General features: G+C 67.0%; 24 protein-coding genes. 6 read left to right on the top strand and 18 right to left on the bottom strand.

Annotation, left to right across the window (positions count from 1 at the left end; translation table 11 throughout):
* Nucleotides 1–44 precede the first annotated feature (44 nt).
* From AC3RX0_RS00480 to AC3RX0_RS00445, 8 genes are read right to left on the bottom strand one after another with little or no spacing between them, the layout of a single operon-like run.
* Nucleotides 45–1,190: a glycosyltransferase gene (locus AC3RX0_RS00480; RefSeq protein WP_491503982.1), complete on the bottom strand. Its 1,146-nt coding sequence runs from the start codon at nt 1,188–1,190 to the stop codon at nt 45–47.
* Complete coding sequence (locus AC3RX0_RS00475) at nt 1,187–2,455, bottom strand: glycosyltransferase family 4 protein (protein ID WP_491503981.1); 1,269 nt, start codon at nt 2,453–2,455, stop codon at nt 1,187–1,189. Before AC3RX0_RS00475 ends, AC3RX0_RS00480 begins: the two co-directional genes overlap by 4 nt.
* The gene (locus tag AC3RX0_RS00470) at nt 2,452–3,000 is read right to left on the bottom strand and encodes a GNAT family N-acetyltransferase (protein ID WP_491503980.1); all 549 of its coding nucleotides are present in this window, start codon (nt 2,998–3,000) and stop codon (nt 2,452–2,454) included. Before AC3RX0_RS00470 ends, AC3RX0_RS00475 begins: the two co-directional genes overlap by 4 nt.
* Complete coding sequence (locus AC3RX0_RS00465; RefSeq protein WP_491503979.1) at nt 2,987–3,640, bottom strand: sugar transferase; 654 nt, start codon at nt 3,638–3,640, stop codon at nt 2,987–2,989. Before AC3RX0_RS00465 ends, AC3RX0_RS00470 begins: the two co-directional genes overlap by 14 nt.
* Nucleotides 3,637–4,659 (bottom strand): GNAT family N-acetyltransferase, encoded by a 1,023-nt coding sequence (locus AC3RX0_RS00460; RefSeq protein WP_491503978.1) that lies wholly within the window; start codon nt 4,657–4,659, stop codon nt 3,637–3,639. The genes AC3RX0_RS00465 and AC3RX0_RS00460 overlap by 4 nt, the downstream gene beginning before the upstream one ends.
* Nucleotides 4,656–5,714 carry a hypothetical protein gene (locus AC3RX0_RS00455; RefSeq protein WP_491503977.1) on the bottom strand — a complete coding sequence of 353 codons (1,059 nt, stop codon included), beginning with the start codon at nt 5,712–5,714 and terminating at the stop codon, nt 4,656–4,658. Before AC3RX0_RS00455 ends, AC3RX0_RS00460 begins: the two co-directional genes overlap by 4 nt.
* Before the next feature lie 3 nt (nt 5,715–5,717).
* Entirely contained in the window at nt 5,718–6,851 is a 1,134-nt protein-coding gene (locus AC3RX0_RS00450; RefSeq protein ID WP_491503976.1) for a DegT/DnrJ/EryC1/StrS family aminotransferase, read from the bottom strand.
* The gene (locus tag AC3RX0_RS00445; protein ID WP_498165815.1) at nt 6,848–8,599 is read right to left on the bottom strand and encodes a polysaccharide biosynthesis protein; all 1,752 of its coding nucleotides are present in this window, start codon (nt 8,597–8,599) and stop codon (nt 6,848–6,850) included. Before AC3RX0_RS00445 ends, AC3RX0_RS00450 begins: the two co-directional genes overlap by 4 nt.
* A gap of 310 nt (nt 8,600–8,909) precedes the next feature.
* Here AC3RX0_RS00445 and AC3RX0_RS00440 point away from each other — a divergent pair, with 310 nt between their 5' ends.
* Both AC3RX0_RS00440 and AC3RX0_RS00435 read left to right on the top strand, forming a co-directional pair.
* The gene (locus AC3RX0_RS00440; protein ID WP_491503974.1) at nt 8,910–10,565 is read left to right on the top strand and encodes a tyrosine-protein kinase domain-containing protein; all 1,656 of its coding nucleotides are present in this window, start codon (nt 8,910–8,912) and stop codon (nt 10,563–10,565) included.
* An 87-nt stretch (nt 10,566–10,652) separates the two neighbouring features.
* Nucleotides 10,653–11,468, top strand: a complete 816-nt coding sequence (locus tag AC3RX0_RS00435; RefSeq protein ID WP_491503973.1) for a hypothetical protein — start codon at nt 10,653–10,655, stop codon at nt 11,466–11,468.
* Between the two features lie 26 nt (nt 11,469–11,494).
* Here the strand turns inward: AC3RX0_RS00435 and glmM are convergent, their stop codons facing one another.
* The 5 genes from glmM to AC3RX0_RS00410 form a co-directional block, all read right to left on the bottom strand.
* On the bottom strand, nt 11,495–12,856 hold the full coding sequence (glmM, locus tag AC3RX0_RS00430; protein WP_491503972.1) for a phosphoglucosamine mutase: 1,362 nt from the start codon (nt 12,854–12,856) through the stop codon (nt 11,495–11,497).
* Between the two features lie 7 nt (nt 12,857–12,863).
* On the bottom strand, nt 12,864–13,343 hold the full coding sequence (gene rpsI, locus AC3RX0_RS00425; RefSeq protein WP_491503971.1) for a 30S ribosomal protein S9: 480 nt from the start codon (nt 13,341–13,343) through the stop codon (nt 12,864–12,866).
* 27 nt (nt 13,344–13,370) lie between these two features.
* A complete protein-coding gene (gene rplM / locus AC3RX0_RS00420) occupies nt 13,371–13,817 on the bottom strand; it encodes a 50S ribosomal protein L13 (protein WP_491503970.1) in 447 nt (148 codons plus the stop codon).
* A 340-nt stretch (nt 13,818–14,157) separates the two neighbouring features.
* Nucleotides 14,158–14,334: a hypothetical protein gene (locus AC3RX0_RS00415; RefSeq protein ID WP_491503969.1), complete on the bottom strand. Its 177-nt coding sequence runs from the start codon at nt 14,332–14,334 to the stop codon at nt 14,158–14,160.
* 4 nt (nt 14,335–14,338) lie between these two features.
* Nucleotides 14,339–15,046, bottom strand: coding sequence for an endonuclease/exonuclease/phosphatase family protein (locus AC3RX0_RS00410; RefSeq protein WP_491503968.1), 708 nt, complete (start codon nt 15,044–15,046; stop codon nt 14,339–14,341).
* Nucleotides 15,047–15,124: 78 nt separating this feature from the next.
* Between AC3RX0_RS00410 and AC3RX0_RS00405 the strand changes: the two genes are divergently transcribed.
* From AC3RX0_RS00405 to AC3RX0_RS00390, 4 genes are all read left to right on the top strand, one after another.
* The gene (locus AC3RX0_RS00405; RefSeq protein ID WP_491505340.1) at nt 15,125–16,027 is read left to right on the top strand and encodes an arsenate reductase/protein-tyrosine-phosphatase family protein; all 903 of its coding nucleotides are present in this window, start codon (nt 15,125–15,127) and stop codon (nt 16,025–16,027) included.
* Nucleotides 16,028–16,329: 302 nt separating this feature from the next.
* Nucleotides 16,330–16,512: a hypothetical protein gene (locus AC3RX0_RS00400; protein ID WP_491503967.1), complete on the top strand. Its 183-nt coding sequence runs from the start codon at nt 16,330–16,332 to the stop codon at nt 16,510–16,512.
* A 145-nt stretch (nt 16,513–16,657) separates the two neighbouring features.
* Entirely contained in the window at nt 16,658–16,897 is a 240-nt protein-coding gene (locus tag AC3RX0_RS00395; RefSeq protein WP_491503966.1) for a hypothetical protein, read from the top strand.
* Nucleotides 16,898–16,983: 86 nt separating this feature from the next.
* Nucleotides 16,984–19,935 (top strand): ATP-binding protein, encoded by a 2,952-nt coding sequence (locus AC3RX0_RS00390; protein ID WP_491503965.1) that lies wholly within the window; start codon nt 16,984–16,986, stop codon nt 19,933–19,935.
* Between the two features lie 273 nt (nt 19,936–20,208).
* Here the strand turns inward: AC3RX0_RS00390 and AC3RX0_RS00385 are convergent, their stop codons facing one another.
* From AC3RX0_RS00385 to AC3RX0_RS00365, 5 genes are all read right to left on the bottom strand, one after another.
* On the bottom strand, nt 20,209–20,712 hold the full coding sequence (locus AC3RX0_RS00385; RefSeq protein ID WP_491503964.1) for a hypothetical protein: 504 nt from the start codon (nt 20,710–20,712) through the stop codon (nt 20,209–20,211).
* A 336-nt stretch (nt 20,713–21,048) separates the two neighbouring features.
* On the bottom strand, nt 21,049–22,641 hold the full coding sequence (locus AC3RX0_RS00380; RefSeq protein WP_491503963.1) for an aldehyde dehydrogenase (NADP(+)): 1,593 nt from the start codon (nt 22,639–22,641) through the stop codon (nt 21,049–21,051).
* A complete protein-coding gene (locus tag AC3RX0_RS00375) occupies nt 22,638–23,408 on the bottom strand; it encodes an SDR family NAD(P)-dependent oxidoreductase (protein WP_491503962.1) in 771 nt (256 codons plus the stop codon). The genes AC3RX0_RS00380 and AC3RX0_RS00375 overlap by 4 nt, the downstream gene beginning before the upstream one ends.
* Nucleotides 23,405–24,163: a FadR/GntR family transcriptional regulator gene (locus AC3RX0_RS00370; protein ID WP_491503961.1), complete on the bottom strand. Its 759-nt coding sequence runs from the start codon at nt 24,161–24,163 to the stop codon at nt 23,405–23,407. Before AC3RX0_RS00370 ends, AC3RX0_RS00375 begins: the two co-directional genes overlap by 4 nt.
* Nucleotides 24,164–24,185: 22 nt before the next feature.
* On the bottom strand, nt 24,186–25,142 hold the full coding sequence (locus AC3RX0_RS00365) for a C-terminal binding protein (protein ID WP_491503960.1): 957 nt from the start codon (nt 25,140–25,142) through the stop codon (nt 24,186–24,188).
* Nucleotides 25,143–25,207: the final 65 nt, after the last annotated feature.

Raw genomic sequence — 25,207 nt, 5'->3', positions numbered from 1 at the left:
CGTGACGGATGATCCTGGAGAGCCATCCCGAGCCACGTTGTTCATCACTCATGGTCTGCCGACAACGGCGACGAGCGCCGGTAGGCGTCGACCAGATTCTGCCCCTCTGGACTCCAATTCAACGTCGTCAATGCCAACTCACGTGCGTTCCGGGAGTGCTCGGCGAGCAACTGAGGGTTAGACGCATAAAGTCTCAACGCTTCCGCCACGTCGCTCGGTGAGTCATGTTGGATCAGCTGACCGCACGCGTGTTCCTGCACAATCGTCCGCCAGAGCGGAAAATCGGACGCGATAACTGGAACCCCGGCCGCGAAATACTCGAACATCTTCGTTGGAAGGGAGTCTCGGTGGGCGGGGTTGTCCTGAAACACCACGAGCCCAACACGGCTGGCGAGAATCAGGTCGCGTGCCTCGTCGGGCGGAATCTGCCCGACGTAGTCAACCCGATCCCATCCAGCTTGCTCAGCAAGCATCTTCATGAGCGCCGGCGCCCCGACGCCTGCCAGGTTCAATCTCCAGCCTTCCGGCATGCTCTCCTCGGCAAGAGCATTGACCATCACCACGGCGCCACGCTCCGCTGACATCCCTCCGACATACACGACCTTTGCCGGCCTGTCGTTGATGCTCTTGACGACTGCTGCTGCCTCCTGGTCGCGCAGAGGCGGGTAGTTGTGAACCACCACAACGTTCCTATTCGGGGCGCGGTCAGCGATGGTTTCAGTTGCTGCGATGACCAAATTGCACAGTCTCACGATCTGCAGTAGACCCTTTGCAAGGATACTCATCACCCTCGCCGTAGTCGGGGAGAGATACGACTTGTTCAAGACCTGACTAGGTAGATCTTCATGCGCGTCGAAGATCACAGTACGCCGCATGAGGCGAAGGACTGGAATGTATGGAATGAGTTCTGGATCGTGAAGATGAACGATCTTCGCACCGGAACGAATTGCCAGGGAGATTGCCTGCATGCTCGAAAAGAGCATGCGCCTGAGCCTGCTTCGACGAGGGATCTTTATCACGCTGATTCGTGATGGCGGGCCGGGAACCGGCGTATCAACTGCTATGAGGCTGACATCGAACCCCGCATCCGCCAGCGATTGACATTCCCGATAATGGATTCGGTTGTCGGTATAAGGATGCGCGGACGAGACATGGATCACGGAATCGGGTCGATTGAGTTTGGGCATCATCTCGTCTTTCGGCTCGCCGTCAGTTCAGAGTCGAGCAGTTCGGTGAGGGATTCGGCCAAGGCCGCACCGAGCGCTTCATACGTGTAATGTTGTCTGACAAATTCCGCCCCACGCGCACCCATTTCCCGACGTTGCTCCGCCGTCAGTCCGCTCATCCGGCGAATCGCTTCCGCAAGCATGAATGGATCACCGGCAGGAACGTGGATCCCCGCGTTCGCTTCGGCGATCGGATTATTGACGGCGTTGGACGCGATGATTGTTGGTCGACCTGAAACCATGTAGTCATAGAGCTTGTTCAGGGAGATCCCGAACCGATAGACTGGAAGGTCCTCAATGTTCACGACGAGCGCGTCCGCTTCACGGGCACGTGCAACAACTTCTGTCCTCGGGATTCGGCGTTCGAACACGATATGATCGGCTGACCGTAGATTCTTCGCTTGTTTCCGGAGTGCTTCCTTCTGCGACCCGTCTCCAACAAGACGAAGTTGCAGCCTTCGCGATCCGGCGATGTCCTTGGAAGCCCGGTCGAAGGCATCGATCAACCCTTCGAGCCCGTTGGCATTGCCGTGGGAACCCAGATACATAATCGTGAATTCATCGATCTCGGGTCGAGGGGGATCGACCTCATCATCCGGAAAATCCACACCGTTAGACACCCAACAGAACGGCGTCGTGTGCAGCCCCATCTCGTCGAGGTAGTCGCGGACGCCGGGCAAAGGTGACAGTACGAGCGCGGCTCTTTCACACAAGTACCGCGAAAACCGCTTCATCACGCGTGCAAGGAGGCTTCGCTCGCTCATCCTGCCGAGGTCGACCAGAGACTCTGGCCAGATGTCACGGATCTCGAACACGAACGGCACATGATGCCGCCGCGCGAGTCGGAGCGCGGACCATGCGGCAAGCAAGTGAACTGTGCTGCCCACGACGACGTCCGGCACAGGAACACCGCGCGTGGTTCGCGGCGCGAGAAGCTTGGCAGCAAAGGTCACCATGTTCCGCAGCCGTGCGACTCCGCCGTTGTAGGCGGGCGCTTTCACCATCACATACGGAATACCCTCATCGACTCCGATGCGGCGCGCCGAAGCGTCCACCAGGTGCTGGTCACCCGAAGGGTGCGTGGTGCTGGCGAGGAAAAGGACGGGCCGCCAGCCCCGAGCAGACAACTCTTGGGATAGCCGGAAATGCCTCGCTCCGGCCCCATCGCGCGAGGGAATGGTCGTGTAATGGTTGATGATCCACACCACTCGATCGGGCTCGATGCTCATGTATCTCCCAGCGTGGAATCGAACTCGTCTCTCAGGATTCCAAGATGCACAAGATCCCAGTACCGATCACGTCGCCACACGTGCTGTCGTGACGTGCCTTCGACCTGCCAGCCGCACTTGTCTCGATAAACACCGAGCGAAGCCTCGTTGAACGCCAGCACCTGCGCGTACAGGCGGTTGAGCCCCACATCATGGAAAGCGAAAGCCGTCACGAGCCGAATCGCGCGCGTGCCGTAGCCATGCCCACGGACGTCTTCACCCCCACCGATCTTGATGGCCGACATCGCTGTTCGGTTGCGCCAGTCGATGTCCCAGAGTCCGGTCAGCCCGATCTTTCGACCATCAGTCAGTTCAATTAGGAATCGTCGAGCACGGTCCGATTCCACGCCTCGGTCGAACCACCGCTCCTGTCCGTCGAGCGACAATGGCCAATCCCACCCGACGACGTTCCCCCGTACCTCAGGGTCGTTGGCTAAGTCTCGCAGGAACGATAGGTCCGTGCGCTCGAGTGGGCGAAGCGAGATCGTGCCGTCAGTCAGCATCATGTTCACCTTTCACGGGGTCCGGGCCCAAGTCGTCTACCTCTGCAGCCGTCTGATCGCTTCGCACACCAGCTCCACGGAACACCCGCCCAATCGTCAATAGCATTATCCGCATATCGGTACACGGGCCAATCCTTTCGATATAACGCAAGTCTGTTTCGATCCGGACCGACCAGGGCGCCTCGTTCCGATGAAGCACCTGCGCCAGACCGGTGAGACCCTGCGGAACGAGGACCCGCCCGGCTTGCCGTGGCGTATAACGCGCGTACTGACTTGGCAACGCGGGTCGTGGACCAACGATGGAAATCTCTCCCTTGAGGATGTTGAAGAGTTGTGGTAGCTCGTCCAAGCTTGTACGGCGCAGAAACGCACCTAGCGGCGGAATCAAATTCAGTTCAGGGGGCATGTAGCCCCCTCCCCGCTGCTCAGCATCGTTAACCATCGTGCGGAACTTGTGGATGGAGAATATTCGGCCGTATTGGCCGACCCGTTGTTGACTGAACAAGACCGGCGACCCCATCCGCGTTCGCACTGCGATAGCTATCACCGCAAGCACCGGCGACAAGACGACAATGGCCACCGCAGCAAAGACACGATCTCCGATGCCCCTAAGGCGCAGGTAAACCGCAGCTGTTGTCCTCATGCGACCACCCGATACGCCGGGAAGAACGAAGACGCCCGAAGCTCAGCGGGCGACGCCCCCAACTCATGCGCACGCTTGATGGTCAGGGCCTCGTAGGTGTCTGGCTGAACGACGAGGCGCCCGACGAAGAAGGGGAGCACGCGCCCCCCGAAAGATGCCTTGAACTTGAAGAGGCCGTCTGCCCGAGAAGTGCCCCCTCCGAGGTGGAGGCGCGTAAATCCGTGTTCTGCGGCCCATTTCATCGCAGTCCAGATAAGGAGGTTGTTGGCCCCGCTCTTGGCAGCCCCCAGGAACGACCCGGAGAGGTGGTAGTGGACCGCTTCTTTGTCGATAAGCAGAAGCGTGGCTGCTACGACCGTGCCGTCACCGTCAACCACTTCTACGAGGCGCATCTGTACATCATCGGCTTGAGCCAACGTGTCGTAGTACGCATCCCCGTGTCGATGCGCACTTGTCGCGTTCACACGGTTCATGGCCGTCTCGTACACCCGTCGAAATCCGCTGCTCGCCCCCAATTGCAGAGGCTTCTCCACGATCACTCTGCCTCGAAGGCCTTCGCGTTCCGCTTTGCGTATTGCCGTGCGGGATCGTCCGTGCATACCCGTCCACATCACCGTCACGTCCCCGAGATCGACAATAACGGTTTCGGAAAGCTCAAGAAGCGTGAGCCCGGGGAGCATATGCATCTGCTCGATGCCGTCGCGATAGGGAGCGAATCGGAGAAAAACAGATACGACGTCCCGCTCGGCGAGGGCATCAAGGGTCTGGCTCCACGCTAGAGCGATTTTGCTTGCCCCCAGACGCGGATCTATGGCTATCCCTGGATAGCCATAAGGCGAGACGGCGTCCAGATGCTCAGTGCCACCGACCTTCGACAGGCACAGCGGCAACCGCCAAAGGCCCGCTTCGTCGCCTATAACATCCCACTGGGCGCCCGTCATCATCGCGGCGGCCTGACCATAACTTTTCGACTGATAGACGCTGAAACCGGTGTCGTTGTCGAACCAGGTGACATTCATCGGGCGAACTCTTCCGCAAATACCTCAGCGACCCGAGAGACATCGGTGGGCCCGTAACGGTGATCGATCGGCACTGAAAGAAGGTCGTTTCGCCAGGTCCGGAGTCCCTCTACCCCGTTGACGCGTGGCCAGTGAATGGCGCAGTACACCTTATGGTGAGCGAGGCGACGTTGAAGGCCCTGGGGATCTTCAACTTTCACGACGAGGTGCGAGGGCACGTCGCCCGTGCGGACTGGCAAAGCGGAAATACCCAACAACTTCAGCCGATCATGCAACACTGCCGCGTTCACCACGCGGCGACGAGCCATCACTTCATACGGAAGCGCCTTGAGCGTCTCCACCGAGCGCCCCGTTGCGCGGAACCGTCGTTCTTCCTTTTCAAGCCTCGCGTTCTCTTCGAGGAATGATGCCCGATAACCCGTGTCCACACCCCGCCGGAGGGCATCGCGTTTCGCGTCCATGGAGTCCCATCGGCGGGAGTCGCTCTCCCGGAGCGCCATCACGGCGTCGATAACCTCTGGATCTCCTTGGATGTACGCGCCGTCTCCTACGGGCAGCAGCTTGCGTAGGCTCGCAAAGACGAAGTCGGAGATCACACCACCAGGGGTGAAAACGCGATGCGTCTCATCTTCAATGACAACCATCCCAAGCGCCGACGCGCGCTCGGCGACCGCCCTGTGTACCGAGTCTGGGCGATGACCGAAATACGCAGACAGCAACAACACAGTTCTCGTCGCGTCACATTCGAGTTCCGCCAACGCGCTTTCGGGCAACCCTAGATCTTCGCGCAACCCCAGGGATCTGACGCGCCATCCGCGCGAGACAAATGGTCCGATCATCGAATCACACAGGAGTCCAGGGACCAGGAGTCTGTCGCGACCACGCTGGCGCAGCACCTGCTCCATCAGCGCAAGGGCCTGGCGTCCGGTCTCCACATAGGCTGTGGTCCGACCACCAACCTCCCAAGGAGGAACCTGTCCGCCTATGAGCTCGGACTCCGATAGAGACTCGAAATCCGAGCCGACGGAGCCCCCTCCCGGCGAAAAGACGCCCACGCGTTACCGATCCTTCAAGAACCCGCGGATCTCCGCGACGGTCCGATCACGCTGCGCACCCGTCAGCGCCGAGCCGCTCGGCAGTGTCAGCCCCAGTTCGAACAACCGCTCCGACGAGCCGTTGATGACACCGCGGTGCTCCGCGAACACCGGCTGAAGGTGCATCGGCTTCCACAGCGGACGGCTCTCGATGTTCTCCGCGGCGAGCGCGGCGGAGAGCTCGCCCGGCCGCCAGCCGGCGATATCCGGATCCACTAAGACCGAGGTCAGCCATACGTTGTCAGCGTCGTCATCGTCCCCGCCGAAGATCTCCACCCCGTTGACACCGGCGAACACACGCCGATACAGCTCACGCATCTCACGCCGCCGCCCGATCATCTCGTCCAGTCTCGACAGTTGTGCACGACCGAGCGCAGCAAGCAGATTGCTCATCCGGTAGTTGTAGCCGATGTCAGTGTGCTCGTAGTGCAAGACAGGTTGCCGGGCCTGCGTCGCAAGGTAACGGGCATGCTTCGCAACGTCCTCATCGTCGGTCAGCAGCATTCCACCGCCGGACGTGGTCATGATCTTGTTGCCATTGAACGACACGGCTGACGCTCGACCGAAACTCCCCACGGCGCGGCCCAGATGTGTCGCTCCGAGCGACTCGGCAGCGTCGGCAAGCACGGGCACATCGAACTCGCCGGCGATGGCGAGGATATTCGTGTAGTCGACGGCCTTCCCGAGAAGGTCGACGGGCACGACGGCCGCGATGCGTTCACCCGCCGCCCGCAATGACTTCAGAGCGTCGCGCAGAAGGTCGGGATCCATGTTCCCCGTGGTCGGCAGACAGTCCACGAAGTACGGCTCAGCTCCGGTGTAGACGATCGCATTCGCGGTGGCCGCGAACGTCATCGTCGATGTCACGACAACATCACCACATCCAACGCCCAACGCGAGAAGGCCCAGGTGAAGCGCCGCTGTGCCGGAGCTGAGGGCCACGCCGTGGGCCACTCCTACGCGTTCTGTCAGTTCCCGTTCGAAGGCATCCACGTCGGGGCCGAGCGGAGCGATCCACCCGGAACGGATGGCTGCGACGATCGCCTGCTCCTCGTGCTCACCCACGTCAGGCGACGACAGGTAGATTCGGTCGTTCACGGAGCGGTGCCATCAGCCAGGGGTGCCACCGAGAGGACCGACGTGTCATTGGTGCGCGGACTGGCAAACATCCTGGCCTCCCAGCCTGCCTTGTCGAGGCGCTCCGGTGAGATGGAGTCGACTGTCGCGTGCGAGATCTTGGGGTGGAAGGGGCGCGCCGTGTGTTCCGATCGCCCGACGAGATCTTCGTGCAGCTTCTCGCCCACACGGAGCCCGGTGAAGACGATCTCGACGTCTTTCCCCGACATCTCGATCATCCGTTTTGCGACGTCGAGGATGCGCACTGGCTCGCCCATGTCGAGGATCAGCACTTCGCCCTTCCTTCCGATCCCGCCGGCCTGCACGACGAGCTGACATGCCTCGGGAATCGTCATGAAGTACCGGGTCACGTCGGGATGGGTCACCGTCAGGGGTCCACCGGCCTCGATGAGCGAACGGAACGTCGGTAGCATCGACCCGCGACTCCCGATGACGTTTCCGAACCGAACCGACAGGTAGCGACCCTCACCTTCACTCGACGCCCACGCCGTGAGCTTCTCGGCGACGCGCTTCGAATGGCCGAGCACACTGGTCGGGTTCGCAGCCTTGTCAGTGGAGACGTTCACGAACGTGCTGACGTCCACGGTGCGCGCGGCCTGGATCACATTCAATGTGCCGAGAACATTCGTCTTCCATGCTTCGTCCGGGTACTGCTCGAGCATGGGCAGGTGTTTGAGCGCGGCGGCGTGGAACACGACCTCGGGGCGGCGCTCTGCGAAGATCCGCGACAGTGCCTCCCGGTCACGGATGTCGGCCAAGACCACATCTCGAGTGTCAAGCAGGCCATGGCCGGCGGTCCCGAGCTGCGCCTGCTGCAGACCAGTCTCGTCACGATCGAGCATCATGAGCTCGGAGGGGCCGAACTTCACGATCTGGCGGCAGAGTTCGGACCCGATGGAGCCACCCGCCCCGGTGACGAGAACGCGTTTGCCCGTGATGTAGCCGGCAATGGACTCGACATGCGTGTCCACTGCCTGCCGACCGATGAGATCTTCGATCGAGATGTCTCGGAGGTCGGTGACGCGCCTCTTGTTGTCGAGCAGTTCAGCGAAGGGCGGCATGACCTTCACTTTCAAACCGGCATCGTTCGCCGCATCCTGCACCCGGCGCATGAGCTCGGCATCGGCGCGGCCGATCGCGATGACTACGGCCTCGGCTCCGGTCGACTCTGCGGCCTGTGCGAGATCGTCGAGCGTGCCGAGGACACGCACATCACGGATCTGAGCGTTACTCTTCGATGGACTGTCATCGAGGAGTCCGACGATACGGTGGGCCGCCTGTCTCTCTGTGGAGAGCACCCGCACGAGCCGCGAGCCGATGCTGCCTGCGCCATAGACGAGAACGGGCATCGCCGTATTACTCGGGCGGAGACGGCGCTCCCAGGTCAGCCGTCGCAGATACCGCATGCTGAGCATGAGGATGAGGGTGATCGGCGCGGCGATGAACACCGTGGCGCGGGGAATACGGAGGGGCACGGAGAATGCCAGCGCCGGGATGATCAGCAGCAGCCCGGTGACGCCAACAGTTGCCGACAGGGCGCGCACCTCTTCGAAGCTTCCGTACGCATACCGGCCGCGGTACAGCTGGTACAACCAGCCGACCAGCGCCTGTACCGCCCCGGAGAGCACGACCAGGCCAATGAGACTCGGCCACCACACGCGCTCGACGGCGAACTCGTATCGCAGGATCTCTGCGGCTGTGAGACCCACGCCCCACGCCAGCGTATCGAGCCCGATCTGGCCAAGCGCGCGGTGCCGTGAATATGTCGGAGTGTGCGTCAACTCGGTCCGATCCACCGCAAACCCCACCAAGAACCTCAACTCCCAACAGCGACCGCTCAGCCCGTCGTCATTATTCCACACCCTTGCGCGCGGTCTACGCGCACCGCAATGCCACCACGAGACTCTCCGCCGCCCTCCGCGTTGCCCAGGCGACAAAGGAACTCGTGTGGCAGGATTGACGTGTTCATCATCTATCACACCGGTACGCGAAGTGATCGGGGCACGCCCGGAAGGCAGCATGGAGCTCACCGACTACATCCGGATCCTGCGCAAGAACTGGATCCTCATCGCGCTCGTCACGCTGATCGGCATCGGCGCTGCGGCCGTCTACTCGCTGACGCGCACGCCCGAGTTCCAGGCGTCCAGCACCGTCTTCGTCTCCACACAGACCGGCGACACGATCTCCGACCTCCAGCAGGGAAACGCGTTCACCCTCGCACGTGTGAACACGTATACGAACCTTGTCACCACGCCACTCGTCATGGACCCGGTGAGCGAGGATCTCGGCGTTAAGGTCTCCCCTGGGGCGGTGTCGGCTTCCAGCGCAGTGAACACCACGCTGATCACGATTACGGTGACGAATGCCAACCCGAAGACAGCGGCTGAGATCGCGAACGGGTTGAGCGCCAGCCTGTCGAATGCCGTTAAGACGATCGAGTCATCCGGTGGAGGCGATGCGAGCCCGGTCAAGCTCACCACCGTGACAGCCGCTGTGACTCCACGGCTCCCATCCAGCCCGAAAGTCCCGCTCTTCCTCACTCTCGGCCTGCTGCTGGGTCTGGCTGGCGGCATCGGCGTAGCCCTGCTGCGAACGATCCTCGACACCCGCGTCCGCACTCCGCGCGACGTCGAGCAGGTGACCAACGCCCCCGTCATCGGCGCGATCGCGCACGATCCCAAAGTCTCGGAGCGTCCGCTGATCGTGCACGCCGACCCCCTCAGCCCGCTGGCCGAGTCGTTCCGGACGATGCGCACGAACCTGCAGTTCCTCGACATGGGCGGCCGCGCGAGCTTCGTCATCACGTCCAGCCTGGCCGCCGAGGGCAAGTCGACCACGACGATCAACCTCGCGATCGCGCTCGCGGATGCGGGCAAGAGGGTAGCCCTGCTCGACGCGGACCTGCGCAAGCCGAAGGTCGCCGAGTACCTGGGCATCGAGGGCGGCGTCGGACTCACCGACGTACTCATCGGACGCACACGCGTCGGCGATGTCATGCTGCCCTGGGGCGGACGCAGCCTGTACGTCATGCCCGCCGGCCGAATCCCTCCGAACCCGAGCGAACTGCTCGGCAGCGAGCAGATGCGTGCCCTGCTGGGCGTGCTCGAGCGCGACTTCGACGTCGTGTTGTGCGACGCTCCCCCGCTGCTGCCGGTGACGGATGCCGCCATCCTCGCTCACGCGACCAGCGGAGCGATCGTGGTCGTCGCGGCGGGCAGGACGAACCGCCACCAGCTGCACGGGGCACTCGAATCGCTCAACACGATCGGGGCGAAGACCGCGGGCGTGGCACTGACCATGGTCGCCACGCGGGGGCCTGACGCATACTACACGTACGGATACGGCTACCTGAACGAAGAGACGGAGAAAGAGCGCAAGAAGCTCGGCAAGCGCGGTAAGAAGAAGAGCGCGTCCAGCACCGTGGCACAGCGGCGACGCAATGCCTCATCTGCCCCTGCTCCACTTTCTGTGCATCCTCGACCTGCGGCCGCGCAACAGGCGACGACGCAGCAGCAGCTGGCCGCGGCCCAGCAGGCCGCCCAGCGACTCGCCGCACAGCAGCGGGCCGCAGCCGAGCCCGAAGAAGAACGCTCGCCGTTCGACGACCTCATCGACCCGCGGCCCGAGCAGCCGACGCGCGCGGCGTCGCAAGACGGCAGCCGCACGAGGCGCTAGCCGATGGCGCAGTCATCGGGCGGCTCGGGCATCAAAGCCTGGGCGGTGTGGGTCCTCATCGCGGTCGCTGTCGTCGTCGCCGGCCTCGTGGCCGCCGCACTGCTGCGCGATGACACGCCCGCGGCGCCGGATCAACTGCCCGGAATCGGAACGCCCACCGTTGCGCCCGCCTCGCCGACCCCAACGAAGACAGCAGAGACCAAGGCGTCGCCGGCAGCCGACCAGCGCTTCATCATCGCAAGCGCCGACGCCATGTGGCGCGCCACCGCCGGCCTGTGCGGAAAGACCGAACCGCTCGTCGAACGCTCGATCGACGGCGGCCGAACATGGTTCGACATCACGCCGCGATATCGCGGCATCGCCCAGGTGGCGTCACTCGACCCACTGGGAAGAGACGGCGCAGAGATGGTGACCGGTGTCGGCGACGGCTGCAAGCCCACAGGGCTGCGCAGCTTCTCGGCGGGCAAGTACTGGGAACCGGATGCGCGCTCGCTTGACCCGTCCCGGTATCTCGCTCTCGATGATGCCGGCACAGTCGTATCCCCGGGAGACGACTTCGCCGCTCCCTGCGCCGACGCATACGGCCTGCGCGCGACCGGAGCCATCGTCAGCCTCATCTGCGACGGCCGGGCCTATGTTCGCGGCGACGGCGACTGGAAAGAGATGGCGTCGAAGAACGTGGTCGCGCTGGCCGTGGCATCCGGCGACCTCATCGTGGCGCACACAGGCGACCCCGACTGCAAAGGCATCGCCCTGACACGGTATGCCAAAGGTTCGGGCGAAGCCGCCTCAGCTGTGGGCTGTGCATCAGATGCTGCGACGAACGGGCCGGTCGCTATCACGACGACGTCGACCAACACCTACGTGTGGGCCGGCGATGCCGTGACCCGCGTGGCGCGCTGACGCGATCCCGCGCGGCAACGAGGCCGCTACGCCGGCAGCGCGAGGTGCTCGCGCACGACGTCGGCCAGCCGTCCGGCGATCTCGGACGCCACGTCGGCGTCGGACGCCTCGACCATCACGCGCACGAGCGGCTCGGTGCCCGAGGCGCGCAGCAGCACGCGGCCGGTGTCGCCGAGGGATGCCTCGGCTTCGGCGACCGCGGACGCGACGAGCGGGTGCGCGACCTGCGTGCGGTCGACGCCCTTCACGTTGACGAGCACCTGCGGGTACACCGTCATCACCGACGCCAGCTCGGCCAGAGACTTGCCCGTCTCGGCCATGCGCGAGAGCAGATGCAGGCCGGTCAGCAGTCCATCGCCGGTCGTCGCGTACTCGCTCATGATGACGTGGCCCGACTGTTCGCCGCCGAGCGCGAAGCCGCCCTCGTTCATGCGCTCGAGCACGTACCGGTCGCCGACCGCGGTCTGCTCGACGAGGATGCCGTGCGCGGTCATCGCCCGGTGCAGCCCGAGGTTGCTCATCACGGTCGCCACCAACGTGTTCGACACGAGCGCGCCGCGCTCCTTCATCGCCACGGCCAGGATCGCCATGATCTGGTCGCCGTCGACGATGTTGCCCGCGGCATCCACCGCCAGGCATCGGTCGGCGTCGCCGTCGTGCGCGATCCCCACGTCGGCGCCCAGCCGCACGACCTCGGCGGCCAGCTTGTCGATGTGGGTCGAGCCGACGCCGTCGTTGATGTTCACCCCGTCGGGGTCGGCCCCGACCACGGTGACCTGGGCTCCGGCATCCCGGAACGTCTCGGGCGAGACGCCCGATGCGGCGCCGTTCGCGCAGTCGAGCACCACGTGGATGCCCTCGAGCCGGTGCGGCAGCGAGGCCAGCAGGTGCACGACGTAGCGGTCCTCGGCGTCGGCGAACCGGCGGATGCGGCCGACGTCGGCGCCCGTGGGCAGCAGCATCGGGCCGGCCATGGCCTCCTCGATGCGCTGCTCGACGATGTCGGGCAGCTTCACGCCGCCGCGGGCGAAGATCTTGATGCCGTTGTCGGGCGCGGGGTTGTGGGATGCCGAGACCATGACGCCGAAGTCGGCGTCGATCGATCCGATCAAGAACGCGGCGGCAGGTGTCGGGATGACCCCGGCGTCGAGCACGTCCACGCCCGAGGCGGCAAGACCCGCGGCAACGGCCGCCGCCAGGAACTCCCCCGACACACGCGGGTCGCGCGCGACAACCGCCGTGAGGCGTTTGCCGGCGGCGCGGCGCGCGTCGGCGGAACGGCCCTGGCCCAGGACGACGGCGGTCGCCTGGGCCAAGGTCAGGGCGAGATCGGCGGTGAGGGGGCCGTTGGCCAGCCCCCTCACGCCATCGGTGCCGAAAAGCGGCATCGGCCGATCAGCGCTTCGAGTACTGAGGAGCCTTGCGGGCCTTCTTGAGACCTGCCTTCTTGCGCTCCTTGACGCGGGCGTCGCGCGAGAGGTAGCCGGCCTTCTTGAGGGTCGGCCGGTTGTTCTCCGCGTCGATCTCGTTCAGCGCGCGGGCGATGCCCAGGCGCAGGGCACCGGCCTGGCCCGAGTCGCCGCCGCCGTGGATACGCGCGATGACGTCGTAGGCGCCGGTGAGGTTCAGAACTGTGAAGGGGTCGGTGACCAGCTGCTGGTGCAGCTTGTTCGGGAAGTAGTCCTCGAACGTGCGGCCGTTGATGGTGATCGTGCCGCTGCCCGGGATCAGGCGCACGCGGGCGATGGCCTGCTTGCGACGGCCGACGGCCGCGCCCGGAACGCTGAGCACGGGGCGGGGGGCCGCCTCAGCGGCCTGCTCGGCCGCGCTCTCGGTCGAGTAGTTGGTCAGTTCGGTGGAGTCGTTGTTCGCCACGAGATATGTCCTTTGTGTCTGCGGCGCTTACTGGGCGACCTGGTCGAAGGTGTACGTCTTGGGCTGCTGGGCGGCGTGCGGGTGCTCGGCGCCGGCGTAGACCTTCAGCTTCTTCAGCTGCTGGGCGCCCAGGCTGTTCTTGGGGAGCATGCCGCGAACGGCCTTCTCGACCGCGCGGACGGGGTTCTTCTCGAGCAGCTCGGAGTACGAGACCGCCTTGAGCCCGCCCGGGTAGCCCGAGTGGCGGTAGGCCATCTTCTTCTGGAGCTTCTGGCCGGTCAGGGCGACCTTGTCGGCGTTGACGATGACGACGAAGTCGCCGCTGTCGATGTGGTTGGCGAAGGTCGCCTTGTGCTTGCCCCTCAGAAGAGCGGCGGCGTGCGATGCCAGGCGGCCGAGCACGACGTCAGTGGCGTCGATGACCAGCCATTCGCGCTGGACTTCGCCAGCCTTGGGAGTGAAAGTGCGCGTCACAGTAGTGCTGCTTTCTTGATCGAACGGAGAGGTTCGTGAATCCCACTCCGGGGTGGTTCTGCCTTCGCTCGTCAAGCGGGCGAAGCGAGTCGAAACGACGACTCGCAGCGGAACACGCCAGTGGAGGGCTCACGTTCGCGGGCGCCCGCAGTGTGGGCGCACCAATGACAAAGTCTAAGGCATTCGGAAACCACAGCCAAATGCTCGCGCGCCGTGGGCGACGCGAGATGCACTCCGTGGACGGAGCGCACTGCAGAAAGAGGCGCACCACGCAAAGCGGTGCGCCTCCGCAAAGCGGAGGCGCACCGTGCCGGACGGGCCGCTGGCCACGGTCACCGGTTCAGGGCAGCTGGCTGCTCTTGTGGTCGTGGCGCGACTTGTGCATCGGGATGCCGATGGCCGTCGAGACCAGCAGCAGGCCGAGCACGAAGATCAACGACTGCCATCCGTCGACGAAGGGGGCGTAGCCGAAGCAGGCGAACCCAGCCACGAAGAGCACGAAGCAGAGGATGAACATGCTCTCAGGCTACCGCGTCCGCGACGGCGCTGCGACCAACAGGGTGCGTCATGTGCGCGGTGATCAGGATCGGCAGGTGGTCACTGCGACCCTGGGGCAGGGTGCGGATGCGATCGATCTCGAACCCGACCGAGGTTGCGAAGTCGTAGTGCCCGCGGAAGTACCGATATCGCGTGTAGGTGCGCCGGTCGCTGAGTGTCAGTTCATACCCCTGCTCGCGGATCTTCTGGCTGAGATTCTCTTTGAAGACCGGGTAGTTGTAGTCGCCCACCATCAGCGCCGGCAAGCCGGGGCCGATCGCCTCGATCTCGGCGAGTGCCGCCTGGATCTGCGTGCGGCGCAGTGAGTTCAGCGCCGTCAATGGGGCTGCGTGGAATGAGGCCACGACCAGGTCGCGCCCCTGATCGATGTCGTGCAGCCGCACCCCCAACATTCGCTCTTCGGCCGGCTTGAGCACCCGATCGTGCAGCGACTTCTTCACGCCCAGTGAACGCACCTCGAGCGGACGATACATGCTCATGCGAAAGTAGACGGCCAAGCCCAACCGGTTGCGATGAGTGACGTCCGCCAGCCTCAACCCAGCGATCTGACCAGGGATGTCGGCAGTGTCGCACTCCTGCAGACAGAGCAGGTCGGCACCGTACGTGTCGACGAGCGTCTCGAGCTCGGCGGCGGCGCGGTGCTTGCGCAGGTTGTACGAGATGAGCTTCATCCTGCCTTCAGCATAGAGTTGTACGGTCGGTATCGGGTGTGGAGTTGCACCGAACCAACCGCTCGCTTCGCACCGGGGATGCTGCGCGCGCGCCCCCATCTTGGAGACACACGCATGTTCGAGATCCTCACCGTCTGCACGGGCAACATCTGCCGGTCGCCGCTGGCCGAGCTGCTGCTCGCTGACGCCCTAAATGAACTCGGCGTGCAGGTATCAAGCGCCGGCACCGCAGGGCTGGTCGACGCGGTGATGCCCGAGCAGATGCAGGCGATCGCTGTTCGGCTCGGCGTCGACGCCGAAGCAGCTGCCGCGCATCGGTCGCGCGAGCTGACGGCCGACGATCTCGTCACACCCGATCTGATCCTGGGCATGTCCCGTAGCCACCGGCGGAAGATCGCGCGCCTGGCCCCGACCCGTGTGCGTGAGGCCTTCACTCTCCCGGAGTTCGCGAGGCTGGCGTCCGAGCTGACGCATGGCGACGTCCGGCACGCAGCAGACGCTGCGGGTGCGGATGCCTCCGCCCGTGTGCGTGCGGTCTCAGAACTGGTCGCATCGCGCCGGGGGCTGAGCCCCGCGCCGCACGATCTGTCTGACGACGACATCGTCGACCCATACGGCCGATCGACCGAGACGTATGAGGAGTCGACCCGGCAGATCGTGGCGGCGCTCAAGGTCGTCGTCCGTGTGCTGCGCACAGCGCTGACGGCAGCGCCGGAGTGCGGCCCGGCTGAGGCCGACGAACTCATCGGCGAGGCCGCCACGACCACGGCCGCGGCCACGGTGGGTCGGCGCCCCGACGGCCAATCACGGCGGTCGGTGGCAAGCCAGCCAGATGGTCGCCGCGGGTCCAGATCTCCGTCGAGGAGCCGTCACGAGCTTCGACATCGTCGCTGGATACCGTGGCTGGCCGGCATCGGTGGCGCCGTGCTGATCATCGTCGTGGTCGGTGCCGTGCTGCTGAGTTTCGCGTTCTTCAAATAGGCAGATAACGCCCGTGCCGACCTGTCGGGCGCCAAAGCGAAGATTGAGGCACCCACATCCGAGCCGGGCGACACCGGGACCATCGGGTGCGCGATGCGCCGCATCGCGGACCCCCACCCGGCGAAGGGGGCGCTCGGCGACCTGTCGGTGCGATACTCCCCTCCGCGACGAGCACGCTGGTCACAAACGCCGACACCTACGGATCGCTGTTCGGACAGTCACCCGAGCGGCTCTCGGGCGCGGGTTGAAGCCGGGCGCGGGTTCCGGGTTGCCATTTGATGAGAACCATCTAATATTTCTCCATGGGGAATGGTTCGGGGGGACTGGACGGCGATCGCATGTCGATCAACTGGATGATCGTCATGCTGCTCGCCGTCATCGTCTGGCTCGTCGCCGTACCGCTCTGGTTCGCGTCGACGGGCGGCACCTCACCGGGGTGCCCCGGCGGTGAAACGCCGATCACGCACGCGGCCTGCTTCCGCTAGGCGGGTGGCTCGGCATCCCGATGCAAGTCGGCCGTGACCGCTACGGCGTCGCCTAAGGCGGCTAGCGCGAAAGATAGGGATTCCGTCCGATGTGGCGGGAGTGCCTCAGAGCGAAGACTGAGTGGCGAATCTCAGAGGAGACGCCATGTACACCCACCCCGACATCAGCTACCGACTGACCGCCCAAGAACTCGACGACGCCCGCGAAGCCGCCGAACGCGCTCGCTTCGCCCGCGAGAACGCGGGGCAGATCCTGCCCCGGCGGCGGTGGACGGACGTGCTGCGCGGACTGCTCACGTGCAACGGGCACAAGGCCACCGCCGTGCGCCGCGGACGCGAGTCCGCACGCGTCGCGCCGCACGCCGAGTGCCCCACGTGCCCGTAGCGCCGGGCGCGGCGGGCCGCGGCATCCCGAACCCCCTCACGGATGCTGCGGCCCACAGCGTCGGAGGTGGCTGGCACCATGAAGGCATGCCCTTTTCTGCGAGCTTCGCCACCTCCGCCGCGATGGTCGGTCGCGACGCCGAGCTCGCGCGCCTGCGGGCGCTGTTCGACCGCGCGCTGACCGGCTCGCCCACGGCGGTCGTCGTCTCGGGCGAGGCGGGCATCGGCAAGTCGCGCCTGCTGCGCGAGTTCGCGAGCCTGGAGGGGGATGCCGCAGACATCGTCACCGGTCGCAACGTCGACCTCGGCACGTCCGCGACGCCCTACGGGGCGATCCTCGGGCTGCTGCGCGGGCTGACCACCGCGCGCGGCGGCGCCGACGTCTGGCGCGCCGCGGGGCCCGGACGCGCGGCGCTGCTGCGGCTGCTGCCCGAGCTGGCCGACCAGGCCGAGCCCGGGACCGACGTGACCGCCGATTCGCAGACCCCCGAGCGCATGCGCGAGGCGTTCGTCACGCTCGTCGAGACACTCGCGGGCGAACGCCCCATCGTGCTGATCGTCGAAGACATCCAGTGGGCCGACGAGGGCACGCTGCACCTGCTGTCGTTCCTGCTGACCGTGGCGACGCACGGGCGTCTGCTGGTCGTGTTCACCTGGCGCACCGAGCAGGTGCGGCTGCGCGACCCGGTGCGCCTGTTCGTGCGCGAGGCGGCGCGCGCCGGCATGCTCGAGCAGATCGTGCTCGAGCGACTCGAGCCCGACGCGGCGCGGCAGCTGTCGATCGCGCTGATGGGCGACGATCGCGACGATGACGCGCTCGAGCAGCTGACGACGCGGGCCGACGGGGTGCCGCTGTTCGCCGAAGAGCTGTCGCGGCAGTGCCTCACGTCGGGCCCGCTGCCCGAGACGCTGCGCGACACGCTGCTGGGCGGGTACGGCATGCTCAGCGACGACGCTGCCCACGTCGCACGCGTCGCGTCGATCGCCGGTGAGCCGCCCGGCCACGAGGTGCTGTCGATCGTGTCGGGGTACGACGTGGCGAGATTGGATGCCGCGCTGCGCGAGGCGATCGACGCCGGCGTGCTGCGGGTCGACGGCGAGGGGCACGCGTTCCGCCACGCACTGCTGCGCGACGCCGTGCGCGACGAGCTGCTGCCCGGCGAGCGGGTACGCCTGCACCGCGCGTACGCCGAGCACCTGCAGACCGTGCTCGACTCCGACCCGCGCGTGCAGGTGCACGCCGAACTCGCCCACCATTGGCGCGGTGCGCACGACCAGCGCCGGGCGCTCGTCTCGGCCGTCGCCGCGATGCAGGCGGCCAAGGCGCGGTACGCGTTCGGCACGGCGGCCCGGTTCGGCGAGATCGCGCTCGAGCTGTGGGACCAGGTGCCCGACCCCGACGCGGCCGCCGGCGCCGACCGGCTCAGCCTCACATTGCGCGTGGCGTCGATTCTGCGCAACGCCGGGCGCAGCGACCGCGCATTGGCGATGGTCGGCGCGGCACTGGAAGACGAGTCGGCCGCCGACGATCCGCCACTGCACGCCAAGCTGCTGCGCGATAAGGCGCAGTATCTCGTGAACCTCGGCCGCCCGGGCGCGGCCGAGCTGCTGGTCGAGGCACTGCACGTGCTCGACGAGAACGACATCCACGACGACCATCTGCGCGCGGTGGTGCTCAACCACCTCGCCGGCCGGCGGATGGTGGCCGGCTTCATCGACGACGCGATCGCCGCGGCCGATGAGGCGTGGGACCATGCGCTGCGCGCCGACGACCAGGCGCAGATGTCGGTCGCCCGCAACATGCGCGGGGCCAGCCGCGTGCACAAGGGCGAGGTTCAGGCCGGGCTCGAAGACTTCGCGACCGCCAGGCGGCACGCGAGCGACCCGTCGGCGGCGCTGCGATACTTCGTCAACTACTCCGACACGCTGACGCTGCTCGGGTGGTACAGCGACGCGCTCGCCCTGGCCGAAGAGGGGCTTGAGCGCGCCCGCGCGTCGGGCGTTGAGCGCACCTCGGGGTCGATGCTCATGCAGAACATGGTCGAGCCGCTGATGGAGCTGGGCGACATCGCCCGCGCCGACGCCGTGCTCGCCCGCGGCTTCGACCACCGCACGTTCCCCGTCGTGCGGGCGTACCTGACGGCCTCGCGCGTGCGTGCGATGGCCTGGCACGGCCGGCACCGCGACGCCGAGGCACTGCTGCGCGAGCAGCGGCCGGTCATCGAAGTCGCCGCCAAGTCCGAGCGCCAGGTCTGGTACGGGCTGATCGACATGGAGGTCTCGGTCGCCGAGGCCGCCGACGACCCCGCAGCCGCTCTCGACGCGGTGCAGCGCATGCTCGACGACACCGGGCCGGTGACCCTGCATGCGGCGCGCATCCTGCTGCAGGCGTCGGCCGACGTCGCCGGGTTGCGCGCGCTCGGCTCACGCACCGATCCGAACGGCATCGTCGGGCGGATCGAGCACGCCTGGGACGCCATGCCCGACGCCTGGCGCAGCCCGGCATGGACGACGATCCTGCGCGCCCTGCTGCACCCCGGCAGTGCCGAGCTGCGCGATGCCGTCGCGGCCGCCGACGCCGGGGACGCGCCCACCACGTTCCGCGTCGTCACGCGACTCGAGCTGGCCCGGTTCCTGGCCGCCGAGCGCGACCGCAGTGGGGCCGCGACCGTGCTCGCCGAGGCGACGGACCTTGCTCGCGACCTCGACCACCAGCAGCTGCAGAGCTGGGTCTCGACGTTCGGCGCGCGTGCCGGCCTCGGGCCCGGGTCAGGCGTCGGCGCGGCCGATGGCCGCGGGGCCGGAGCCGCGGGCGCACGCCAGATCGCCGCCGCCGGGTTCACCGCGCGCGAGGCGCAGGTGCTCGAGCTGCTCGCCGAGGGCCTGAGCAACCGCCAGATCGCCGAGCGGCTCGTGATCAGCATCAAGACCGTGAGCGTGCACGTCTCGGCGATCCTGCGCAAGCTGGGCGTGGCATCCCGCACCGAAGCCGCACTCGCGGCGCGCCAGGCCGCCCTCGACGCCCAGCCCGTCGGCTGATCTCGCGCTGACGTGGCTAGCCGCTCTACGAAGACTCATGACGCGGCCTTCCCAAGCCGCCGTCATAATGAGGCCGCTCTGAAGACCAGAACGCCTAGATCAAAGCGATCGTCGCGGGTTGCGGCGCGCCAGGACATCGGCGCTGTCACCCTGCGATCCGCATCGACCTCCTGCCCACGGTGCCCGTGCGCGCTGATTCCAGCGCTGACTCCCGCTCAGCAGAGTCGGCCGGCGGGAACGCCGCACGCACGAACGCGCCGTAGCCTTCGGGCGTCAGGTGTTCGAGCAGCTCAGCGTTGACGACCTTGTCCCGCTGCGGGCGGATATCCCCTCGAGCAGTTCGATGACCATCGCTGACGTCGGCATGACGTCTCGGAACACCAGCAGGGCATCACCCACGACGGCCGACGTCGCGATGCCGGCCTCTCGAGCAACGGCGAGCTCGACGCGCTCGTCGGTTCGGCTGATTCTCGCGGCGATGCTCACGAGATCGTCACTCACGTGATCCACAACACGGTCCGCAATCAGCAGCTGCCGCCAGGACGGCACTCTGTCCAATGCAGCGACCCTCGCTTGCACGAGCTCCGGATAGAACGTCGAGGCGGGCAGGTCGGACATGTCATGCTCCCGCAGGAATCCCTTCACCAGCACGCTGAAATCCGATTCGATCCCCGACGCCTCGGCCGCCAACCGCGCTGCCAGGTCATACTCTCCACGACGGGCGGCGTAGCTCACGAGCACGGCCAGGCTGCTGTGCAGCGTCTGACTGCCAGCCACGCCGGTTCGTGAACGACGATGAACATTCAGACCGGGCCCGATGCCGTACCGACTCAGGCTGCGATACCGTCCCCGCGGGCCCGTTCGTCAGCAGCTACGTGTCCCGCGCGATCGTGGAAGAGGCGCAGGGCCACGATCCGCTGCTCGTTCTGGACGGAGGTCGCGAGCGGCCGGCGCCCAGCGGCGAGTCGCCAGCCCCGCATGCCGCATCGTCCGCCGCCGGGCAGCGGAGACCGTGATCGCGCGGCCGGGGACCCGATGTCCAGAAGTGCCCCATCAGCCGCCGCGAAGCGGCATAACGGGACGGCGATCGAGCCTGCCGACGGCGTCGACCGGTCAGGAGACGGGCGGCACCCCGTCCACCCGCCGGGGGAGCGCCGCGTCGCGGAACGCCTGCGGCAGGAGCCCTTCGGGGAAGTTCTGGTACGAGACCGGACGCAGGAAGCGGTCTATGGCCAGGGTGCCGACCGACGTGGCACGCCCGTCGGACGTGGCCGGGAAGGGCCCCCCGTGCACCATCGCGTCGGTGACCTCGACGCCCGTCGGCCACTGGTTGACGATGATCCGGCCGGCCAGTCGCTCGAGCAGCGGCAGCAGGCCGCTCGCGAACCGCAGATCGACGTACCCGTCGGTCATGCGCAGGGTCGCCGTCAGCTGACCGCCGAGCGCGGACAGCGCGCGGGTCAGTTCGTCCTCGCTCGCGTACGAGACGATCAGGGCGGCGGCACCGAAGACCTCCTCGTGCATCTCGTGGCTCGCCGCGAAGGCGGCCGCGTCTACACGAAGCAAGACCGGCGCCGGCGCGTTCGCTTCCGTGCCCGCGGCTCCCTCGGCGATGACCTGGGCCCCTGCGGCGAGCAGACGCTCCACGCCCGAACGGTAGGCGGCGCAGATCCCTTCGGTGAGCATCGTCTGCCCGGCGATCTGCTCGATCGCGGCGGCCGTCTCGCGCGCGAAACGCTCCCCCGCCTCCCCCGCCGGAACGAACACGAGCCCTGGGTTGGTGCAGAACTGGCCGGAGCCGAGGGTCAGCGACGTCGCGAATCCGGTCGCCTCGCCCGCGGCGTCCCGCTCGATCGCGGCGGCGGTGACGATCACCGGATTGATGCTCGACATCTCGGCGTACACCGGGACGGGCACCGGGCGAGCCGCCGCCGTCGCCATGAGCGCCGTGCCGGCGGCCTGCGACCCGGTGAACGCGATCGCGGCGATCGCCGGATGCGCAGCAAGCTGCTGGCCGACATCCCGACCGGAGCCGAAGAGCAGCGAGAACACGCCCGCGGGCATGCCGGTGCGCTCGGCGGCCCGCACGATCGCCCGGCCGGCGAGCTCGGCGGTCCCGGCGTGCGCCGAGTGCCCCTTTACGATCACCGGGCATCCGGCGGCGAGCGCCGACGCGGTGTCGCCGCCGGCGGTCGAGAACGCCAGCGGGAAGTTGCTCGCGCCGAAAACGGCGACCGGTCCGAGCGGGATGCGCCGCAGCCGCAGATCGGGCCGCGGGGCGGGCGCCCGTCTGGGCTGCGCGGTGTCGTGGCGCAGCTCCTGGAAAGCGCCGAGCCGCACCTCGCGGGCGAACAGACGCAGCTGCCCGCTGGTGCGCGACACTTCGCCGTCGAGGCGGCCGTGGGTCAGGCCGGTCTCGGCGCTCGCCCGTGCGACGAGCTGCTCCCGCGCGCCGTCGAGCTCGTCGGCGGTCGCGTCGAGGAACGCCGCCCGCTGTTCGAGGTCGATCGCCCGGTATTCGTCGAAGCAGGATGCCGCGGCCCGCGCCGCGCGGTCGACGTCGTCGGGCCCGACGAGCCCGAACTCGGGCTCCAGCGTGGTGCCGGTGCGCGGGTCGACGGGGCGGTGCCGTCCGGCGGTCCCGTGCACGGACACCCCCGCGATGATCGAATCGCCGGTGACGGCCTCGGTGATCGTGTCGCTCATGATGCGAGCCATCCTCCATCCACATTCATCAACGTCCCGCTCACGTAGCGGGACGAATCGGCCAGCAGGTACACGCACGCGTTGCCGACGTCGCTCGCATCGCCGAGCCTGCGCATCGGGATGCGCCCCATGATGCGCGCGTTGTCGGCCGGGTTCGCCAGCAGCGCCTCGGTCATCTCGGTCGCAAAGTAGCCCGGCCCCACGACGTTGGCCCGAATGCCGTGGGCCGACCATTCGGTGGAGAAGGCGCGGGCCATGCCCACCAGCCCCGTCTTCGAGACCACGTACGGCGAGATGCCCGGCAGCCCGATGCTCGAGTTGAGCGACCCGATGAACACGTGCGAGCCGGTGCGCTGCTCGCCGATCTGGCGACGCGCGATCGCGGTGCTGAGGAAATACGGGGCGTGCAGGTTCACCGCCTGGACGGAGAGGAACTCGTCGACGGTCACGTCGACGGCGGGCTTGCGCAGCTGCACCCCGGCGGCGTGCACGACGCCGTCGATGGGGGCTGCGGCGCTCAGCTTGTCGACGAGCGCCTCGATCGCCCCCAGGTCCGAGACATCCGCCCCATGCGCTCGGGCCGTCCCGCCGGTCTCGCCAATCGCCGCCGCGGCGGCCGACGCCTGGTCGGCGTTGCGGGCGATGATCGTCACGGTCGCGCCGGCGCGGGCCGCCGCCTCGGAGATGGCGAGGCCGAGGCCCCTGCTGCCGCCGGTCACGACGACATGACGCCCGGCGAGGCTGAAGACGGAGGGGATGTCGGTCACTGGTCGGCTCCGGGTTCTTTGTGCGAGGGCTCGGCGGGAGAGGTGAGGATGACCGCCGCGGCGGTGACCCGGCTGATGTGCTCTGCGGCGAGCACTCGGGCGTGGTCCGCGTCGCCCTGCGCGATGGCCTCGGCGATGCGCTGATGCTCGACGTACGTGTTCTTGCGCTCGGGCGCGTAGCCGGCGCCCGAGGCGTACGTCGCCGAAAGGATCTCGTTGAACGAGGACGTGGTGTGGATGAAGAAGGGATTGCGCGTCGCGCGCGCGACGGCCAGGTGGAAGCCGAGGTCGGCGTCGATCTGGGCGAGGAGGTCGGCCTGCCCGGCGGGCTTGCGGTCGGGGCCGATGAGCTCGACGAGCTCGCCCAGCCGCGCGATGTCGTCGTCGCTCCGACGCTGCGCCGCATGCGCGGTCATGTCCGGCTCCATGCTCCCGCGCATCTCCATGAGCTGTGCGAAGGTGCCCCCACCCAGACGCAGGATGAGTGCGACCTGGCGCGACAGGTTCCGCTCGTCGAACTGGGCCACTGTCATCCCTCGACGGGGACGGATGTCGACCACCCCGCGCGCGATCAGGGCGCGGCTCGCCTCGCGGACGACCGTGCGGCTCACGTCGAAGATCTCGCTGAGCTCGGGCTCGGTGGGCAGTTTGTCGCCCGGCCTGAGATCCCGATCGAGAACCCACTGCAGGAGAGCGTCGGCCACCTGTTCGGACAACGGCCGACGGTCCGCGCTCTGCAAGGTCGGTGCAGTCATGACCCCTCCTTCGCCCACCGGATCACGCGACCCGGCAGCGCAACGTGTCGCCGCGCAGCGCTCGGCCGGCTTCCTCGCTGGCCAGGCGCTGCAGGTTGTCGAGCGACGCCTCGTCATAGAATGCCGCATGCGGCGTCAACACGAGCCGCTCCACCGACCGGAGCGGTGAATCCGCCGGAAGCGGTTCGGGGCGGGTCACGTCCAGCAGCGCACCGCCGAGCCGCCCCGCGCCGAGCGCGTCGGCGAGCGCGGCTTCGTCGATCAGGCCGCCGCGCGCCGTGTTCACGATGACCGCGTCCAACGGCATCCGTCCCAGGAAGCCGGCATCGATCACCCCGTCGGTCTCGGGCGTGAGCGGGGCGTGCACGCTCAGCGCCGTCGAGCGGGTGGCCAGCCCTTCCAGGTCGACGTGCTCGACGCCTGCGGCGACGAGGACCCGGGGCGGGCAGAACGGGTCGTGCGCGACAAACCGCACGCCGAACGGCGCCAGGCGACGGTGCACCGCCTGCGCGATCCGCCCGAAGCCGAGGAACCCGACGGTGTGGTCGCGCAGGCTCCGCACCGGCCCGAGCCCGGTGGGGCTCACCCAGCCGTGCGTGCGGATCGCGTGGTCGTATGCGCCGATCCGGCGCATGAGGGCGAGCAGACCCGCCGAGGCGTGGTCGGCCACGGTCTCGATGCCGTAGTCCGGCACGTTCGCGACTTGGATGCCGCGGGCCTTCGCCGCCGCCAGATCCACGTTGTCGACGCCGACGCCGTAACGTATCACCGTGCTCCCCGGCTTCATGACCGACAGCACCGTGCTGGTGAAGGGGGCGAAGTTCACGAACGCGACGTCCACGTCGGCGACGGCATCCACCGTCTCGCCCTCGGAGCGGCACGCAAACTCGGCGAACTGCGCGTCGTGGGCACGGGCGACGTGCTGCTCATGACGCGTGTCGGCGAATGCGTGGTCGGTGACGACGACACGAGCGCTCACGGAAACTCCTTCGTTCGGACGATGCCTGTGCGGCGAAAAGCGATACGGGCGGCGGGCTGCCGCGC

The organism is Microbacterium sp. W1-4-2, from assembly GCF_058349885.2.
The sequence above is the reverse complement of the archived record's forward strand: the minus strand, read 5'-3'. Positions and strand labels throughout refer to the sequence as shown.

Coding starts and splice junctions, on each gene's coding strand:
- AC3RX0_RS00380 (WP_491503963.1), bottom strand. CDS start 22,641: ATGAGCGACACGATCACCGAGGCCGTCACCGGCGATTCGATCATCGCG.
- AC3RX0_RS00370 (WP_491503961.1), bottom strand. CDS start 24,163: ATGACTGCACCGACCTTGCAGAGCGCGGACCGTCGGCCGTTGTCCGAA.
- AC3RX0_RS00395 (WP_491503966.1), top strand. CDS start 16,658: ATGTACACCCACCCCGACATCAGCTACCGACTGACCGCCCAAGAACTC.
- AC3RX0_RS00400 (WP_491503967.1), top strand. CDS start 16,330: ATGGGGAATGGTTCGGGGGGACTGGACGGCGATCGCATGTCGATCAAC.
- AC3RX0_RS00410 (WP_491503968.1), bottom strand. CDS start 15,046: ATGAAGCTCATCTCGTACAACCTGCGCAAGCACCGCGCCGCCGCCGAG.
- AC3RX0_RS00470 (WP_491503980.1), bottom strand. CDS start 3,000: ATGATGCTGACTGACGGCACGATCTCGCTTCGCCCACTCGAGCGCACG.
- AC3RX0_RS00475 (WP_491503981.1), bottom strand. CDS start 2,455: ATGAGCATCGAGCCCGATCGAGTGGTGTGGATCATCAACCATTACACG.
- AC3RX0_RS00415 (WP_491503969.1), bottom strand. CDS start 14,334: ATGTTCATCCTCTGCTTCGTGCTCTTCGTGGCTGGGTTCGCCTGCTTC.
- AC3RX0_RS00390 (WP_491503965.1), top strand. CDS start 16,984: ATGCCCTTTTCTGCGAGCTTCGCCACCTCCGCCGCGATGGTCGGTCGC.
- AC3RX0_RS00480 (WP_491503982.1), bottom strand. CDS start 1,190: ATGATGCCCAAACTCAATCGACCCGATTCCGTGATCCATGTCTCGTCC.
- glmM (WP_491503972.1), bottom strand. CDS start 12,856: ATGCCGCTTTTCGGCACCGATGGCGTGAGGGGGCTGGCCAACGGCCCC.
- AC3RX0_RS00460 (WP_491503978.1), bottom strand. CDS start 4,659: ATGAATGTCACCTGGTTCGACAACGACACCGGTTTCAGCGTCTATCAG.
- AC3RX0_RS00440 (WP_491503974.1), top strand. CDS start 8,910: ATGGAGCTCACCGACTACATCCGGATCCTGCGCAAGAACTGGATCCTC.
- AC3RX0_RS00465 (WP_491503979.1), bottom strand. CDS start 3,640: ATGAGGACAACAGCTGCGGTTTACCTGCGCCTTAGGGGCATCGGAGAT.
- AC3RX0_RS00405 (WP_491505340.1), top strand. CDS start 15,125: ATGCTGCGCGCGCGCCCCCATCTTGGAGACACACGCATGTTCGAGATC.